The 15703-nt window shown below is 55.6% G+C and carries 20 protein-coding genes and 1 pseudogene; 4 read left to right on the top strand and 17 right to left on the bottom strand.

The features are described from left to right. Positions 1–14: 14 nt before the first annotated feature. The 4 genes from IB241_RS24340 to IB241_RS24325 are packed head-to-tail and all read right to left on the bottom strand — an operon-like array spanning position 15 to position 3060. A complete protein-coding gene (locus IB241_RS24340) occupies positions 15–1361 on the bottom strand; it encodes a 4Fe-4S binding protein (protein ID WP_192300725.1) in 1347 nt (448 codons plus the stop codon). Next, positions 1358–2197 carry an FTR1 family iron permease gene (locus IB241_RS24335; protein WP_192300724.1) on the bottom strand — a complete coding sequence of 280 codons (840 nt, stop codon included), beginning with the start codon at positions 2195–2197 and terminating at the stop codon, positions 1358–1360. Before IB241_RS24335 ends, IB241_RS24340 begins: the two co-directional genes overlap by 4 nt. A gap of 9 nt (positions 2198–2206) precedes the next feature. Continuing rightward, complete coding sequence (locus IB241_RS24330; protein WP_192300723.1) at positions 2207–2530, bottom strand: cupredoxin domain-containing protein; 324 nt, start codon at positions 2528–2530, stop codon at positions 2207–2209. Next, positions 2530–3060 carry an iron transporter gene (locus IB241_RS24325; RefSeq protein ID WP_192300722.1) on the bottom strand — a complete coding sequence of 177 codons (531 nt, stop codon included), beginning with the start codon at positions 3058–3060 and terminating at the stop codon, positions 2530–2532. Before IB241_RS24325 ends, IB241_RS24330 begins: the two co-directional genes overlap by 1 nt. A gap of 179 nt (positions 3061–3239) precedes the next feature. Here IB241_RS24325 and IB241_RS24320 point away from each other — a divergent pair, with 179 nt between their 5' ends. After that, on the top strand, positions 3240–3449 hold the full coding sequence (locus tag IB241_RS24320; protein ID WP_192300801.1) for a DUF3079 domain-containing protein: 210 nt from the start codon (positions 3240–3242) through the stop codon (positions 3447–3449). Positions 3450–3463: 14 nt separating this feature from the next. On the opposite strand, the gene IB241_RS24315 is transcribed toward IB241_RS24320, so the two are convergent. Continuing rightward, the gene (locus IB241_RS24315) at positions 3464–3940 is read right to left on the bottom strand and encodes a hemerythrin domain-containing protein (protein WP_192300800.1); all 477 of its coding nucleotides are present in this window, start codon (positions 3938–3940) and stop codon (positions 3464–3466) included. A gap of 266 nt (positions 3941–4206) precedes the next feature. On the opposite strand from IB241_RS24315, the gene IB241_RS24310 reads away from it, so the two are divergent. Then, entirely contained in the window at positions 4207–4413 is a 207-nt protein-coding gene (locus IB241_RS24310; RefSeq protein WP_192300721.1) for a PLDc N-terminal domain-containing protein, read from the top strand. Positions 4414–4464: 51 nt separating this feature from the next. Here IB241_RS24310 and IB241_RS24305 read toward each other — a convergent pair whose 3' ends face one another. Beyond that, positions 4465–5250 carry a DeoR/GlpR family DNA-binding transcription regulator gene (locus tag IB241_RS24305; protein WP_192300720.1) on the bottom strand — a complete coding sequence of 262 codons (786 nt, stop codon included), beginning with the start codon at positions 5248–5250 and terminating at the stop codon, positions 4465–4467. 121 nt (positions 5251–5371) lie between these two features. On the opposite strand from IB241_RS24305, the gene IB241_RS24300 reads away from it, so the two are divergent. After that, positions 5372–6547 (top strand): alpha-hydroxy acid oxidase, encoded by a 1176-nt coding sequence (locus IB241_RS24300; protein WP_192300719.1) that lies wholly within the window; start codon positions 5372–5374, stop codon positions 6545–6547. Positions 6548–6724: 177 nt separating this feature from the next. Here IB241_RS24300 and IB241_RS24295 read toward each other — a convergent pair whose 3' ends face one another. Next, on the bottom strand, positions 6725–7651 hold the full coding sequence (locus IB241_RS24295) for an alpha/beta hydrolase (RefSeq protein ID WP_192300718.1): 927 nt from the start codon (positions 7649–7651) through the stop codon (positions 6725–6727). 172 nt (positions 7652–7823) lie between these two features. On the opposite strand from IB241_RS24295, the gene IB241_RS24290 reads away from it, so the two are divergent. Next, positions 7824–8411, top strand: coding sequence for an NUDIX domain-containing protein (locus IB241_RS24290; RefSeq protein WP_192300717.1), 588 nt, complete (start codon positions 7824–7826; stop codon positions 8409–8411). Between the two features lie 732 nt (positions 8412–9143). Here IB241_RS24290 and IB241_RS24285 read toward each other — a convergent pair. The 10 genes and pseudogenes from IB241_RS24285 to IB241_RS24240 form a co-directional block, all read right to left on the bottom strand. Further along, complete coding sequence (locus IB241_RS24285; protein ID WP_192300716.1) at positions 9144–9560, bottom strand: hypothetical protein; 417 nt, start codon at positions 9558–9560, stop codon at positions 9144–9146. Between the two features lie 7 nt (positions 9561–9567). Beyond that, on the bottom strand, positions 9568–9954 hold the full coding sequence (locus IB241_RS24280; RefSeq protein ID WP_192300715.1) for a hypothetical protein: 387 nt from the start codon (positions 9952–9954) through the stop codon (positions 9568–9570). Between the two features lie 110 nt (positions 9955–10064). After that, the gene (locus tag IB241_RS24275; protein WP_192300714.1) at positions 10065–10487 is read right to left on the bottom strand and encodes a hypothetical protein; all 423 of its coding nucleotides are present in this window, start codon (positions 10485–10487) and stop codon (positions 10065–10067) included. Between the two features lie 242 nt (positions 10488–10729). Next, on the bottom strand, positions 10730–11044 hold the full coding sequence (locus tag IB241_RS24270) for a hypothetical protein (protein ID WP_192300713.1): 315 nt from the start codon (positions 11042–11044) through the stop codon (positions 10730–10732). 329 nt (positions 11045–11373) lie between these two features. Next, entirely contained in the window at positions 11374–11562 is a 189-nt protein-coding gene (locus tag IB241_RS24265; protein WP_192300712.1) for a hypothetical protein, read from the bottom strand. A 274-nt stretch (positions 11563–11836) separates the two neighbouring features. Next, positions 11837–12250 (bottom strand): hypothetical protein, encoded by a 414-nt coding sequence (locus tag IB241_RS24260; protein ID WP_192300711.1) that lies wholly within the window; start codon positions 12248–12250, stop codon positions 11837–11839. 1 nt (position 12251) lies between these two features. Continuing rightward, the gene (locus IB241_RS28035; RefSeq protein ID WP_192300799.1) at positions 12252–12596 is read right to left on the bottom strand and encodes a hypothetical protein; all 345 of its coding nucleotides are present in this window, start codon (positions 12594–12596) and stop codon (positions 12252–12254) included. 65 nt (positions 12597–12661) lie between these two features. Continuing rightward, a pseudogene (locus tag IB241_RS28030) lies at positions 12662–12970 on the bottom strand (RHS repeat-associated core domain-containing protein); the annotation flags it as partial. A 435-nt stretch (positions 12971–13405) separates the two neighbouring features. After that, positions 13406–13840 (bottom strand): hypothetical protein, encoded by a 435-nt coding sequence (locus IB241_RS24245; protein ID WP_192300710.1) that lies wholly within the window; start codon positions 13838–13840, stop codon positions 13406–13408. Further along, positions 13837–15703 (bottom strand): RHS repeat-associated core domain-containing protein (locus IB241_RS24240; RefSeq protein WP_192300709.1); only part of this gene is annotated, 1867 nt, incomplete at its 5' end. The genes IB241_RS24245 and IB241_RS24240, both read right to left, overlap by 4 nt.

Below are 15703 nucleotides of genomic sequence, written 5' to 3'. Positions count from 1 at the left end.
TGGGTTTGCCTAACTCAACTGGCCCAGCCCCAGAACTGCAGCCACCAGCCATAACCGATCAACCCGGTACTCATCAGCACACACAGCCACGCCCGCCCGCGAGGCAGGCCCTTGAGTTGTTGCCACGCCAACCACAGGCACCAGCCTATCGCCGCCAGCAATATCCCCGCCCGCAATGGTTGCACCCACGCCAGCAGCCATCCTTCGTAGCGCAGCAATTTCACCGTGGTCGCCGACAATCCCAAAAACAATCCCGCACCACCCAAGGGCGTGAGGGTCAGGGCCAGGGGCCGAAACAGTGCGCGATCGCCCGCCAAATACGCGGCCAGGCGCAACAGCAGCCAGCCGCCGCCACCGAATAGCAGTGAACTGCCCGCCAGGTACAGCAGGATGCACAGACCATCCAGCCAACTGAAGCTGTCGTTGAGTTGCGGGTAGTGGGTGAGCAGCCACCAGGGTGCGTTGTCTTGCAGCAGCCATAGCCAGTCGCGGCTGATCAACCATTCGGCGAGGTATTGCTTGAGAGCGATGAACCAGGGGCTGACGGTCCATTGGAAGGCGCCCATGGCCAGGCCGATCACGCCGAACAACAGCAGGCGTGCGTCCCAGGGGTTGGCCGGTTGGCGTGGGGTCTGGAGGATTTCCTGGTTGCACGAGCGGGCGATCAGTTGCACGGCGCCGCGTTGGCCGCTGCAACGCCCGCAAGCGTGGCAATCGCTGGCGCCTTGCAGGCGGCGAATGTCCAGGAGCGGCGCACAGTTGGGCAGTGGCAGGCGCGGTGCGGTGTTGGCTTTCCAGCGTTGTTCATCCACCGCGAAGTGCACCGGCGCCAGGCGCGCGAGCAGGGCGAACACGCCGCTGACCGGGCACAGGTAGCGGCACCACACGCGCTTGCCGCGCACGAACAGCAAGCCGACCACCACGGCGGCCAGGGTCGAGCCGCCGAGGATCAGCAGCGCGGCCTGGGCGTAGTCATACACGCTGATGAGTTGGCCGTAGACGGTGGTCAGGCAAAACCCCACGGTGGGCCAGCCGCCCCAGCGCAGCCAGCGCGGAATGCCGAGGCCGCGCCCGTGGGTGCTGGCCCATTCGCTCAGCGAACCTTCCGGGCACAGCACGCCGCACCACAGGCGCCCGAACAGCGCCATCGACAGCAACACGAACGGCCACCAGATCCCCCAGAACACGAACTGCGCGAGCAGCGTCAGGTTGCCCAGCACACGCGCCTGGCTGTCCGGCAGTGGCAGCAGCGCCGGCACCACCAGCAGGGCGGCGTACACCAGCACCACGGCCCATTGCACGGCACGGATCAACCGTGCGTGACGGCGCATGCCATCGCCCAACTGTTGCAGGCGGCTCATGCTACGCGCCGCGCCCGGCGCAGGCCGCCGCCCACCAGCAGCCAGTAGCCGAGTAGCACCAATACGCTGATCAGGCTCGGCGCTGCGCGGTAGCCGGCGAAGTCGGCGAGCAAGGCGCCCAGGCCGTGGCTGTCACTGAGCAAGGCGCTGCTGTCCCAGCGGCTGTCGCCAAAGGCCGCATAGACCCAGTCGGGCATGTCCATGGCCAGCAGTTGCCCGCTGATACGGTCCACCGCTGCCACCAGCAAGGCACCGCCGAGCAGCAACAGCAACGCTTCGCTGAGGGCGAAAAATCCCGACCAGGAGATGAACCGTCGGCTGCCGCGCAACAGCAGCACCGTGAGCCCGGCCAGCACCAGGCCGAGCACGCCGCCTATGGCGAACAACCCCAGCGCCTCGTCGTGCAGGCGCGCACCGGCACCATACAAAAACACCACGGTCTCACTGCCTTCGCGGCTGACCGCCAACAGCGCCAACAGCAGCACCCCCCAGCCGCCGTGACTGGCCAGGCGCTGGTCGGCTTCACTCACCAGGCGGTGTTTGAGGGTGGGCGCGTGGCGATGCATCCAGAACACCATCTGCACCATCAAGCCGCTGGCGATCAGTGTGAGCGCCGCTTGCAGCCATTCGCCCTCGGCACCGCTCATGGTTTCGCCAGCCCACAGCATCAACCCGGCCAAACCGGCGGAGCCGAGCAGCCCCAGCAGCACCCCGGCCCACAGGAAACGCGCCAGGCGCGAATGACCGGCCTGACGGCTGATCCAGGCTTGCAGGATGCCGATCACCAACAGCGCCTCGACGCTTTCGCGCCACACAATGAACATCGATTGATTCATCAACGGCTCCTAGTCGGCGCGGATGCTGCCTTCAGGCAGATGGGGATTGAACTCGTCGAAGAACGGATACACGCCGGGCTGGAGCGGGTGGATCACCACGAAGGTGGTCACGCCGGGCGACAACACCTTCTCCACCCGCAAGGGCGTGCTTTCAAATTCCGCCGGGCCCTGGCCGATATTCTTGAGCACGATCTTGAAGCGCTCGCCAGCCTTGACGGCCAGTTGTGGCGGGTTGAAGTGACCGTCCTGCAGGCTCAGTTCATACACCGGCAATGGCGCCGCCAACGCCGTGCCATTCAGCAGAACGCCGCCCAGCCACAGGGCACGGCGCATCAATAGCCGCCTTTTTTGGCGATGCCGGCATAGACGAATTCGTAGTGCACTTCGCAGCGTTCGAACCACGGGGCGACCCCGGTTTCCTTGTCGGTGTGCAGGCCCAGGGAGTGGTGGCCGGAGGGCGGCAGTACGGTGAAGGTGAGGGTGTATTTACCGGGGCCTTGCAGCTTGACGTTGTCGCCGTAGTGCGGCCCGTCGTTGGCGACCATGGCGTGGAAATCGCCGTTGATGGGCGTTTCGCTGCCGTGTTTTTTCAGGGTGAACGACAGGTTCAAATAGGGGACGAAACTGCCTTCCTGAAAGCCTTGGGCATTGTCCGCGGTGGCGCGCACATCTGCTTCCAGGTGCACATCGGAATCGGCGGTGGCGCGCATCATGCCGGCGGGTGCCATCTCGATCGGTTGCAGGTACACCGCGCCGATTTCCAGCCCCGGGCAGTGTTGCGGTTCGCCGATCGGGTATTCCTTGGCGAGTGCCGCCGAGGTGCTCAGCAGCAGGGCGATGGGCAGCAAAGAAGAGGTACGCATGGAGGCTTCCTGACGGGTGGGGAGAGGGAGCCCGAGTCTAGGAAGGTCTGGCGTGAATAATAATGATTCTTGTCAAGTTTCGAGGATATTTCATGATTGCCGGGCTTGATGCCGGTCAAGGCCAGGTGAGTGCCATCCAGGTACGTTGCAGGCATAGCCAGCCGCCAGGGAACCCGATCATGGCCAAGCCTTTCCCACTGCACCCCAAGCACCCCGAGCGTATCTGCTGGGGCTGTGACCGCTACTGCGCCGCGACCGACCTGGCCTGCGGCAACGGGGCCGATCGTACAATGCACCCGGGGGAGATGCTGGGTGATGACTGGTATGAACATGGCGACTGGGGCGTTGTGCCCGAGCCGCCAGTCACCGATGAGCCGTCAGCTGCCTGAGCAGGTTTGCGTGGTTAAGCCGCCATTGGCTTGCTGGACTGCAATTTCTTGTGCGCCGCTTTCATCGCTTCCATTTCGGCGCCCAACTCTTCAAGGCGCGCCTTGCCCAGCAGCTTTTTCGCCTGCGGGAACATCTCGGTTTCTTCTTCCTCGATGTGGTGCTCCAACAGTTCCTTGACCACTTTGACGCGTCCGGAGAATTCTGTGGTTGAAGGTTCGGTCTGTTTAAGGTCGGGCAATACCAGGGAGTCGACGGTGCGGTGCTCTTCCTTGGCCTCGTGATACATGATGTCCTGTTCCTTGCCACCGGCTTTCCTGAAAGCGGGGTAGAGGATTTCTTCCTCAAGTTTGGTATGCAAACTGATTTCCGCCTCCAGCTTGGCCAACAGTTCAGTGCGTTTTTTTACCCCGCGTTCAGTGGACTCACTCAATTGAGTCAACAGGGCCTTTACGCGTTCGTGGTCGGCTTTGAGCAGATCAATGGCATTCATGGGTGATACCTCACAGGAGAACCAGGGCGTGTCGAAATGCACGCCTCGTCCCGTACTGGAGTGCATCAGTCGTACCAACCTGAGCGGTTTTAAAATAGTCAGGTAATTCAATTGGATACGGGTTCTGTGAAAGCCAGGCTATCGTGCAGGTTGCATGGTTGGCCGCGTGGCACGTTGCATTCCACAACCCCCGGTTTTTTGTGCAAAGTTTTATGAACCCTGGCGGCCGTTGCTTGACCTAACGCACACGACCTAGGAGGTGAAGCATGGAAATTCAATACATCTGGATCGGTTTGGCAGTGATTCTGCTGCTGTTGGAATTGTGGGCAATCAATATCGTTTTGCGCAGCACAGGGGGCTGGGAGTCGAAAGGATTATGGTTGGTGATTCTGATTTTTGTGCCGCTGTTTGGGCTGATCGCCTGGGCGATGTTCGGGCCGAAACGCGAGATGCCACAACAGGGTAAAAATTGAACCAGGACCGTATAGAAAACAGGCGCCATTGCGGCGCCTGTTTTCGTTGTGCTATTCGACTTCCACTCGCAGCACTTGCAACCCCAACTGTTCATACGCCTCCACACTCGGCACATGCCACTCGGTGATCAGTGTGTGAATACGGCTGCACGGCGCCACCACAAAGGGCTCCACCGCACCGAGCTTGTCGGCCATGGTCACCGCCACCACATGGGAGGCGCTATCGAGCAGGGCCTGTTTGACCGCCACTTCATCGAAATGCAGCGAGCTGATCCCGACCTGCGGGTGCAAGGCGCAGACGCCGGTAAACAGCACGTCAGCCTTGACGCTCTGAATCAGGCGCACGGCTTCCTGGCCGCTGGTGGACAAGGTCGCCGGGTTGAGCTGGCCACCCGCGAGGATCACGTTGACCTGCGGATGGTCCGCCAGCGCGATGGCGATCATCGGCGACGGGGTCACGACGGTCAGGCGGATCGAGCGCGGCAGCGACTGCGCAATCTGCAATGTGGTGGAACCGGAGTCGAACAGCACGATCTGGCCGTCTTCCACCTGTTCTGCGGCCAGTTGCGCGAGCCGGCGCTTGGCCTGATTGGTCTCGCCGACACGGGTGAAAAAGTCCTTGCCGGTGTCCTTGGGCCGGGGCAGGGCGCCGCCGTGCACCCGTTGCAGCAAACCGGCGGCGGCGAGTTCGCCGAGGTCGCGGCGGATGGTGTCCTGGGACACGGCAAAGTGCTCTACCAATTCCGACGCGGTGACCTTGCCGTCGCGCTCCAGCAGTAACAGGATCTTCTGTTTGCGCAGGGAAGGCAGGTCGATGGCTTCATGGGTGTTGTGCATGTTTGTGCGCTTTTTTGCGGGTTTATGCGAGATTAGTCGCCCGCCGTTGCAAACGCAATGGCTGGTTGCATAGCCGATGGGCGGTTACTCTCTGTGCTCAGTTCAGGGAGAGGTCACTCAGATGTCGTTGATCACCACCATCGAAGATTTACGCAAGCTGGCGCAAAAACGGGTCCCAAGGATGTTCTACGATTACGCCGATTCCGGCTCCTGGACTGAAAGTACTTATCGCGCCAACGAAAGCGATTTTGCCCACATCAAATTCCGCCAACGGGTGGCGCGCAACATCGATGAACGTTCGATCCGCGCGACCATGATCGGCCAGGACATGGCAATGCCCGTCGCCTTGGCGCCGACCGGCCTGGCGGGCATGCAACATGCCGATGGCGAGATCCTCACGGCCCGTGCGGCCGCTGCGTTTGGCCTGCGCTATACGTTGTCGACCATGAGCATCTGCTCCCTGGAAGACATCGCTGAACACGTCGGCCAGCCGTTCTGGTTCCAGCTGTACGTGATGCGTGACCGCAGTTTTATCGAGCAATTGATCGAACGCGCCAAGGCTGCCGGAGTGGACGCCCTGGTGTTGACCCTCGACCTGCAGATCCTCGGGCAGCGCCACAAGGATTTGATCAACGGCCTGTCGGCGCCGCCCAAGCTGACCCTGGCGAATATCCTCAACATGGCCACCAAGCCGCGTTGGGTGATGGGCATGCTCGGCACAAAACGCCGGGGCTTCGGCAATATCGTCGGGCATGTCAAAGGCGTGGCGGACATGAGTTCGTTGTCGTCGTGGACCGCCCAGCAATTCGACCCGCGCCTGAGCTGGGACGATGTGGAGTGGATCAAGAAGTGCTGGGGCGGCAAGTTGATCATCAAGGGCATCCTTGATGTGGAAGACGCGCGGCTGGCGGCCAACGCCGGTGCGGACGCGCTGGTGGTGAGCAATCACGGTGGCCGCCAGCTGGATGGCGCGCCGTCGAGCATCAGCCAATTGCCGGCGATTGTCGACGCGGTGGGTGAGCGCATCGAAGTGTGGCTCGATGGTGGTATCCGTTCCGGCCAGGACGTGCTCAAGGCGATGGCGCTGGGCGCAAAAGGCACCATGATCGGTCGCCCGCATTTGTACGGTTTGGGGGCGTTGGGCGAGGCGGGCGTGACCAAGGCGCTTGAGATCATCGCCCGTGAACTGGACGTGTCGATGGCGCTGTGTGGCTATAACGATATACGCGATGTGAATCGCGAGATTTTGCTGCCGGGTACATTTCCCGAAAGCCTTTGCTCAGCAAAAAAATCGTAAAAAAGTAAAAAGAGTTGTCCACGAAAACCGTGGGTATCTCTGTGGATAACTTTGCAAGACCCCGGCGGGTATGGCGATTTAACCAAAGGTTAATATTTGATCAACTGCCGGCGCGGGCCAGTATGGCCAGGGTTGGCGCTTGACACGCAAGCGCGAACCCAGTGCCGAAAAGCGGTTTTATGAGTCGCCGTTGCGGCCTGTGGAGTGTGTCACCATCTGGGCTGGCATCTTCGCTTGCATCAATTTGTCCAACGCCTGGCCGTAACTGCGACCGGCCAGGCTCATGCTGTTGTTATGGCTGGCGCCGGGCACCAGCATCAAGCGCTTGGGTTCCTGGGCGGCCTTGAATAACTGCTCGCTGAAACGCGGCGGCACGTAGCGATCATCGAGGCCATGCACCACCAGCAGCGGCATGCGGATGTCGGCAATCTTGTCGATGGAATCGAATTTCTGCGACAGCAACCAGCGCACCGGCAACGACGTGTTCGCCACCGCCGTGGCCACATCTGCCAACGAAGTGAACGTGGACTCGATCACCAGTCCCCGTACCGGCAACGGCAGCTGCTTGCCCAACTCCGCCGCCAGGTCGATCGCCACCGCGCCACCGAGGGAGTGCCCGTAGATCAGGCGTTTGCTCGGGTCGGGTTGCAGGGTCTGGAAACGTTCCCAGGCGATGCGCGCATCTTCGTACACCGTGGTTTCCGACGGCAGCTCGCCGTGGCTCTGGCCGAAACCGCGATAGTCGATGGCCAGCACCGAATAGCCCAGCGCGTGCAATTGCTCGATGCGAAACAACTGCCCGGTGAGGTTCCAGCGCACGCCGTGCAGGTAAAGGATGGCGGGGGCGTCCTTCTTGGCTGCCGGGTACCACCAGGCGTGGATGTTCTGTCCCGACTTGAAGCTGGCGGGCTTGAGCTCGAATTCCTGCACCGCCTTGGGCAAGCCGGTGTACCAACCGGCGGTACCCGGTTCGATGCGAAACACCAGCTCGCGCTCTTTGTGTTGCAGCACGCTGCAACCCACCGGCAGGCCGATGATCAACAGCGCCATGCACAACAGGGAGAAGCGACGCAGGCGTGGGCGCGACAGAAAACGTGACGACATGAAGGTTCCAGGGCGAAGGTGAAGCAGGGGTTTTAACAGAAGGTCTGGTGGTGAAGGAATTAATTCGACGGTCGTTCACGGGGATTGCTTGCAAAGTGTTACGTCAATCACGCGCTTGACGCTGGCCTCGGCCCCGCGACATGCTCACCTCCCCCTGAGCAAAGGACCGACCATGGACAACAGCCCCGTTCGCATCACCGCCGAAGAGACCCTTTCGAAAAACTGGTACCTGCTTAAAAAATACACCTTCGACCTGCGCCGCCGCGACGGCAGCTGGCAAACCCAGAACCGCGAGGTCTACGACCGCGGCAATGGCGCGACCATCCTTCTGTACAACCGCGAGCAACGCACGGTGCTGCTGACCCGCCAGTTCCGCATGCCCACCTTCGTCAATGATTACCACGGCTACCTGATCGAAGCCGCCGCCGGTTTACTGGACAACGCCAGCCCGGAAGAGCGTATTCGCCTGGAGGCGGAGGAAGAGACGGGGTATCGAGTCGGCCATGTAGAGAAGATCTATGCGGCGTTCATGAGCCCGGGGTCTGTGACGGAGCGGATTCACTTCTTTTTCGGTGAGTATCAACCGTCCGATCAAGTGGGGGCAGGCGGTGGATTGGAGGAGGAGGGCGAGGATATTGAGGTGCTGGAGTTGGGGTTTGAGCAGGCGCTGGGGATGGTGCAGAGTGGGGAGATTGTGGATGGGAAGACGATTATGTTGTTGCAGTGCTTGGAGTTGCGGATGTTGAAGGAGGGGTGGTGAAGCGGTGAGTTTTGGCTCCCACGGATTGTTTTGTTTAAGTAGTTCAATCGGTGGGAGTTAGTTTGTTCTCGAGGAAGGAATTCCTACTTTATTCTTGACGAATATTTTTGTGTTTTAAATATTCGTTGAAGATCTCGATTATGTGCTCAAGCCATAACCTCCCTGACTTCCACTGAGATGCATAGTGGTAGTAGCAGTACTGCTCATGCAACAGGTTTTTTTGAAGGTCTAATTCATTTGCATGTGAGTTTATCAGCTCTAAAATTCTCCTTTTACGGTAATGATTGTTTCCCTAGGTGAGTCGTGCAGGAATGCGTTAACCGACTTCGTCGGCCGAGGAGTGTTCCTCTGCCCAGTCTTGGTTGAAGTGCGCCCCCAGAAATTGCTGGAGTTCTGTCGGTGGCTTATTCATTGAACTATTGGGTATCCGGTCAGTAGTAGAAAACTTAGCAAAGGGCGGAAGTCAGCACCTTCAACTCACTGGTGTTGAGCTTTTTTCTCAATGGATAAGTTTTCTAAGGCTGCATCAGTTTCTGTTTCTAAATACCTCATTGAGGAACACCCACTCGGGACCGGTTAACGGGTAATGGTAGTGAGCGAGCTTGCTCGCGCTGGGCTGCGAAGCAGCCCCAACAAGGACAGTCCGGACCGGATTGAATAAACGCGTTGCCTGGGTGGGGGCCGCTGCGCGGCCCGGCGCGAGCAAGCTCGCTCACTACAGGTTTGGCGGTGTTACCAGGTTGATGGGTCTTCTTGGCTGGCTTTTTGGAGGTCGTCTTTCCAGACTTCGTTGGCGATTCGGTAGATGTCGGCGAAGAAGCCTCGGGGGTCGTCTATTTCGGTTTCGTCCCAGGCCATTATTTCGTACTTGTCGTGATCACTTTCGAATTCTTTGGCGAAGTCGAAGTCTTGAGTGGTTAAGGCGCTTTTTAACATCGAAATTAATACATGGCGGTGTCTGTACGACAGGTACATAAGCTCCTTGAGAATAAAGTCGGTTATTATTTTTTCCCTGTCTTCAGTGTTGTTTGGGTCATGTTTCCATAGTGCTTCACCTTTGGTTTCTTCAAGGTCATATATTGATAGTGCAGCTAGGATGTAAGAGAGCTTTGGCGTAAAAGGTGTATCTCTGAATGGCGATTTCAACATGTTAGACTCAATATGGGAAAGCAGTGAATGGGCGAGTTATATCATCTTTATCAAATCTTACTTCGACGTGATCCATGTGTTCGATGTATTTGGGGTTGTATTTGTCTTTCTTGTTTGGCTTATATCCGTGTCCTGCGTCTGGTGCTTCCATTCTTATCGTCGGATTGCCGAAAGAGTCATATCCTGTATATGAAGGGTTGCTACCTTGCATTCTATTAATGGCTTTGTTGAGTGTGTGGAGTTGTATTTTCCAACTCTTGAACTGAGAGCTGGAACTGATTTTCCCTTTTTTTCCAGTGGCTGGGTTCGTTCCATCTATCGACCGTTTTTTCATTGATGTACTCGGTATCTCTTTACCGTGTTTGGCGACCCTAGGGAGGCTTGGACGAGGCATGAGCCGCGTCCAAGCCTAAAATGTGTAAACGATGTACCCGGTTTCAGATGTAAAGGATGTCTACGGTTCTACACCCGCTGGGCTGCATAGCCGCCCCGATACTCTTCTCTTTAACCACAGGAAATATTTGCGAAATCTAGGTGGCCTTCAAACGAGATGCAGGCAATCCAAGCCACTGACTTCTGCAAAATGTAAGTATGTTGTGGTAATTCAGAAAAGATTCTCAGCGCCTGCTCTAGGTGTTCGACCTTTACAGAGTAGGCATCGTCACAGGCCGAGTCGCCGATAAATATAAATTCACCGTCAGCCATTGCACTGATTTTTTTGGCAAGTATAAAAATCGCCAGGTTTGATGAGGCTGATCCGAAGTTGATGCTGTTCTCCAAGGCGCTCCAAGCAATTTGACTTCCAGCAAAAAGGATAAGCTCATTGATTCGCCTGACGATTGCAGCATGTTCGGCTTCAGAGAGAATGCTGAAGTTGATATTGAGTCTTTTTAGGTCTGCAATCAGCTCGTCGTCTAAATAGCTCATTTTTTCTCAAACCTTTTAGTTAGTCGTATTGCTGTTTTGGGGCTGCATCAGTTTCTGTTTCTAAATACCTCATTGAGGAACACCCACTCGGGACCGGCTAACGGGTAGTGGTAGTGAGCGAGCTTGCTCGCGCTGGGCTGCGAAGCAGCCAGTCCGGACCGGGTTGAATAAACGTGTTGCCTGGGGTGGGGCCGCTGCGCGACCCAGCTCGCTCGCCACAGGTTTTTGGGTACTAGGAAGGTTTAAATCTCCACAGCACTGTAGCCGCCAGCAACCACTATAAATATCACCTCTCCACCGTTGCTTGATGTGAAGCAGTAGCTGATTCCTGTCTCACCTAGCTCCAGCCGTTCTGCCTCTTTGGAAAGAAACGAAGTTTTCTCTTCGTACATATCGCATATTTCTGCGCCAACAGCGCTCACACCTTGAAATGCGATGAGACCTTCAAAAGTTACCAGCCATGATTTTTCTTGCCAGTCTGTGAACTCCAACAAGAGGGTATTTCGGTTGCAGGTTATTTTTTCAATTGTTCCATCAGAGACGGGGAATTTTGTCATGTCAGATTCCTGGGTGTCGTTCGCCCGGCAAGAAGCCTGTCCCTTGTTCGGGGTCATAATTTTCGGGTTTTACCTTCAATAACAGTTTTTGTTTTTCAGCCTGCTTCCAACTCAAATTATTCGGTTTGAGTACTATGTGGTAGTGCTCTCCATGATGTCTTGGCGCATAGGGGCCTTTATCTCCTGGATGGCTTTCAAACCTTATTCGAGTGAGCGAACTTGCTCGCGCTGTGCGCAGCAGCCCCAACAAGCACGACTCGGACCTGATTGAAAAACGCGTTGCCTGGGGTGGGGGCCGCTGCGCGGCCCAGCGCGAGCAAGCTCGCTCACTACAGGTTTGGCGGTGTTACCAGGTTGATGGGTCTTCTTGGCTGGCTTTTTGGAATTTGACTTCCAGCAAAAAGGATACGCTCATTGATTCGCCTGACGATTGCAGCATGTTCGGCTTCAGAGAGAATGCTGAAGTTGATATTGAGTCTTTTTAGGTCTGCAATCAGCTCGTCGTCTAAATAGCTCATTTTTTCTCAAAACTTTTAGTTAGTCGTATTACTGTTTTGGGGCTGCATCAGTTTCTGTTTCTAAATATCTCATTGAGGAACACCCACTCGGGACCGGCTAACGGGTAATGGTAGTGAGCGAGCTTGCTCGCGCTGGGCTGCGAAGCAGCCCCAACAAGGACAGTCCGGACCGGGTTGAGTAAACGCGTTGCCTGGGGTGGGGCCGCTGCGCGGCCCGGCGCGAGCAAGCTCGCTCACTACAAAAGATGTAGTGTCAGGGGGGCGTGTTTATCATTTAGTTAAATTTTTCATAGTCTTGTGCGCCTAACGAAGCCAACCATTTTTTAAAAAATTCAGCTTGTTCTCGAGGATCATTCGTAAGGTTCTCTTCTTCGTAGTCAAATAAGTGAACAATATTTTCATTGAATGCTTGTTTGCCTAAAGTCATTTCATATGCGACCAACCCTGCGCTCATTTGAGATGCCATTCTGGATGGTTTGACATTTATTTTTGCGCCCTTGCATAGAAAAGTTATATTCGGAAACTCTGCTCTGATATTAGCTAGGCAGTCGTAAATGTCCTTACCTGTGTAGGTTTTTTTGAAGTTGTCAGCTTCTGAAAATGTCATTGTAAGTTTTTCAATATTATACTTTACGGTGACCTCTGTTTTCTCGTCGTCGATTAATGTCCATATTTTTTGTGTTTTCATTTTATCGCCTATTCGGATTTGGAATTGAATAGCCTATATAGCTTCCATCGGACTTTAATGGGGTTGCGCCTATTATATCTTCAGTGTTTATTTTTTTGTGAATGGCAGATTCTGTTTCCTTTGGGTAAGGTGCCTGAGATCCAAGCTCCAGGTTTATATCGTGTCCTTCAATGCTTTTTAAAATGTACAAGTAGCCTTTTTTGGTTCCGTAACTGGTTGCAAAATTTATAGCGACTGAGCGTTGCGGAGATGTGCTAATAAAATTGCTTGGAGGGTCGTCACTGTCCACTGCATGTAAAAACAGGTCCTCACTTTCACCTTTGCTTTTAAATCCGTTTTCGAATATATCATCGGGACGTCTTTTATCTCCGTGATAGAGATATTTTTCATTTTCACTCGGTGTAGGTCGTCGGGCTCAGCTTTTTTTATTGTCGCTTGTGCTGAGGGTTCTTCAGCGACAGATGAAGGTTTACATCCATCGCCGCCCGGACACTTACTCAACCCTAACGGATCCACCCACCCCGTAGGATTGGGCACATACCGATACCCATTGATCCCACCCGCCAGCTTCACCGGGTCCGGCGTCAGATAACGCCCAATATCCGGATTGTAGTAGCGATGCCGGTTGTAGTGCAGCCCGCTTTCCGCGTCGAAATATTAGCCTTGAAAATGCAGCGGGTTGTCGATTATTCCCACATCGAGACGGGTGATTTCGCCGTAGATCTGTGGGAGAGGCCTACTGGGAGCGGCTGTAATGTTCAAATATTTGTTGGATACAGGAGTGCTCTGGTTGTCCTTATCTCAACAAATCCTGTTTTTCTAGGGGGCGCCTCGTCAAGCTCAATGAGTTCTGTGTGGTAGTGCTCTCCATGATGTCTTGGCGCATAGGGGCCTTTATCTCCTGGATGGCTTTCAAACCTTATTCGAGTGAGCGAACTTGCTCGCGCTGTGCGCAGCAGCCCCAACAAGCACGACTCGGACCTGATTGAAAAACGCGTTGCCTGGGGTGGGGGCCGCTGCGCGGCCCAGCGCGAGCAAGCTCGCTCACTACAGGTTTGGTGGTGTTACCAGGTTGATGGGTCTTCTTGGCTGGTTTTTGGCAGGTCTTCTCGCCATCGCTTCAATAGCGAGTTTGTAAACTGAGAAGGGTTGTAGTTAGTTTTTTTCGTTGACACTCTGTTCTGGAGGGTCAACTCTATCGGCACCTATCGAAGTTATCCATTTTTTATAGAATTTATCCTGCTCGTTTGGATCATTCGTGAGGTTGTCAACCTCATAGTCGAATATATTAACTAAGTCTTTTCGCGTTGTGCGTTTTCCTAGGGTTAATTCGTATGCGACCATTCCACCACTCATTTGTGAGGCCATGCTCGACGGTTTAACGTTTATTTTTGCTCCTTTGCATAGGAATTGTATGTGAGGGAAGTCGGCCCTGACTTTTGCCAGGCAAATGTATATATCTGCCGCTTCGTAAATCTTGGAGAAGTTATCTGCTTCAGAAAATTTCAGCTTCCCATGACCAGAGTCATATTTGAAGGTTACGTATGTTTCCATTCCGTTTATTATGGCTTTGACTTTTTGTGTTTTCATTTTGTGCTCCTATTTGGGTTCGGAATCGAATAGCCCACGTAGCTGCCGTCACGCTTAATGGGGGTTGCACCCAAGATGTCCTTTGTGTCGATTTTGCTTTGTATAGCAATCTCTGCTTCCGCGTCAAAAGGCGCGAGTTTTCCTAGCTCTTTATTTACGTCTCTTCCGGGAATTTTTTTCAGTGCGTAGAGAAACCCCTTTTGAGTTCCGTATCTAGTCGCAAAATCGATTCCGATCATTTTAGATGGAGACGTGCTTATGAAGTTGCTTGGGGGGTTGTTGCTATCCAAGGCGTGTAAATACAAGTCATTGCTATCGCCCTTGCTCTTGAACCCATATTGAAAAACATGTTCAGGTTGTTTGTCGTCTCCACGATATAGATATTCGGTGCTATTTGTAGGTTGTCCAGGCTCCCCCTTGTTTACTGTTGATGCTTCCGTGGGGGCTACTGCTTCAGCTTTGGGTTTACATCCATCGCCGCCCGGACACTTACTCAACCCTAACGGATCCACCCACCCCGTAGGATTGGGCACATACCGATACCCATTGATCCCACCCGCCAGCTTCACCGGGTCTGGCGTCAGATAACGCCCAATATCCGGATTGTAGTAGCGATGCCGGTTGTAGTGCAGCCCGCTTTCCGCGTCGAAATATTGGCCTTGGAAACGCAGCGGATTATCGATTATTCCCACATCGAGACGGGCTATTTCCCCGTAGGCACGGTAGTGCGCAGACCAGACGATTTCGCCGTCGGCGCTTGTCAGTTCTTGGGGTGTTCCAAGGTGGTCCAGTTGGTAGTGGTAAGGCTTGGTTTTTGTAGGACCGAAACCTTCCAGCAGGGCCAGCGGGCGAAAACTGTCCGGTTCGTAGAGGTAGCTGCGATGCCGCTCCGCATGGTGTTCGGCGATCAGTTTGTCGCCTTGCCAGAAGAACTCCGTTGTCACGCCTTCAACGGTTTTGCTGATGCGTCGGCCAAACGGGTCGTAGCGGTAGCTGGCGCTTTTCCCGTTGGCGGTGGTGACGCTGATTAATCGATGCTGACAGTCGTAGCGATACTCGGTGACAAGCTGCTGCCCCTTGCCGCGACGCTCACGGATCAAATTGCCAAACGCGTCATAGTCGTAGTGCCGATCCCCCTGGATCATCAACCGATTGCCCGCCACCACGTCCGGGCCGGTGCGGTTTTGCATGAGCAGGTTGCCGGCCGGGTCGTGTACGAAACGTTCCTGGTGGTCCTGGGAATGGTCGGCGCGGGTGAGGCGATTGAGAGGGTCGTAGCTGTAGTGGTGTTCGCCTTTGCGGGTGTCGAGAACGCGGTTCAGGTTGCCGGATTTGTCGTAGTCGTACTGCCGCCGGTAGAGGTGGTTCTGCTGTTGAGTGACGGTGTGGGCATGTAGCCGTTGCTGGTCGTCGTAGTGGTAGTGACTTAGCAGTTGGCCTTGCTGGCGTTGACGTTCCTGGCCGGATTTGAACAGGTGTGAGGTCAGCGTTTCACCATTCAACTCGACGGTGGCGAGGTGTCCCCCCTTGGCACGGTTGAACACCACCCGGTTGTTGTCCGGCAGGCGCAGGTGGTGCAAGTGGCCGCAGGCATCGTAGGCATAGCGCAAGGTGCCCCAGCCTTGGTGTTCGGCAGTGAGTCGGTTTTGTGCGTCGTATTCGTAGGCCAGCGCCCAGTGCCCGTCGTCGACGCTAAGCAGGTTGCCTTGGGGGTCGTAGGCGTAATCCACAACACTGCCGTCGGGCAGGGTTTTTCGTACGAGGCGCCCGGCGAAGTCGCGCTCGTAACGGGTGATCAGCTGACTACCGTCATCGCCGTGTTCGGTCTTTTCTTGCAGGTTGCCGTTGAGGTCGTAGGCATAC

The organism is Pseudomonas sp. PDM05 (genome assembly GCF_014851685.1).
GTDB lineage: Bacteria > Pseudomonadota > Gammaproteobacteria > Pseudomonadales > Pseudomonadaceae > Aquipseudomonas.
Note: the sequence above shows the minus strand (reverse complement) of the source record. Positions and strands in the feature narration are given on the sequence as shown.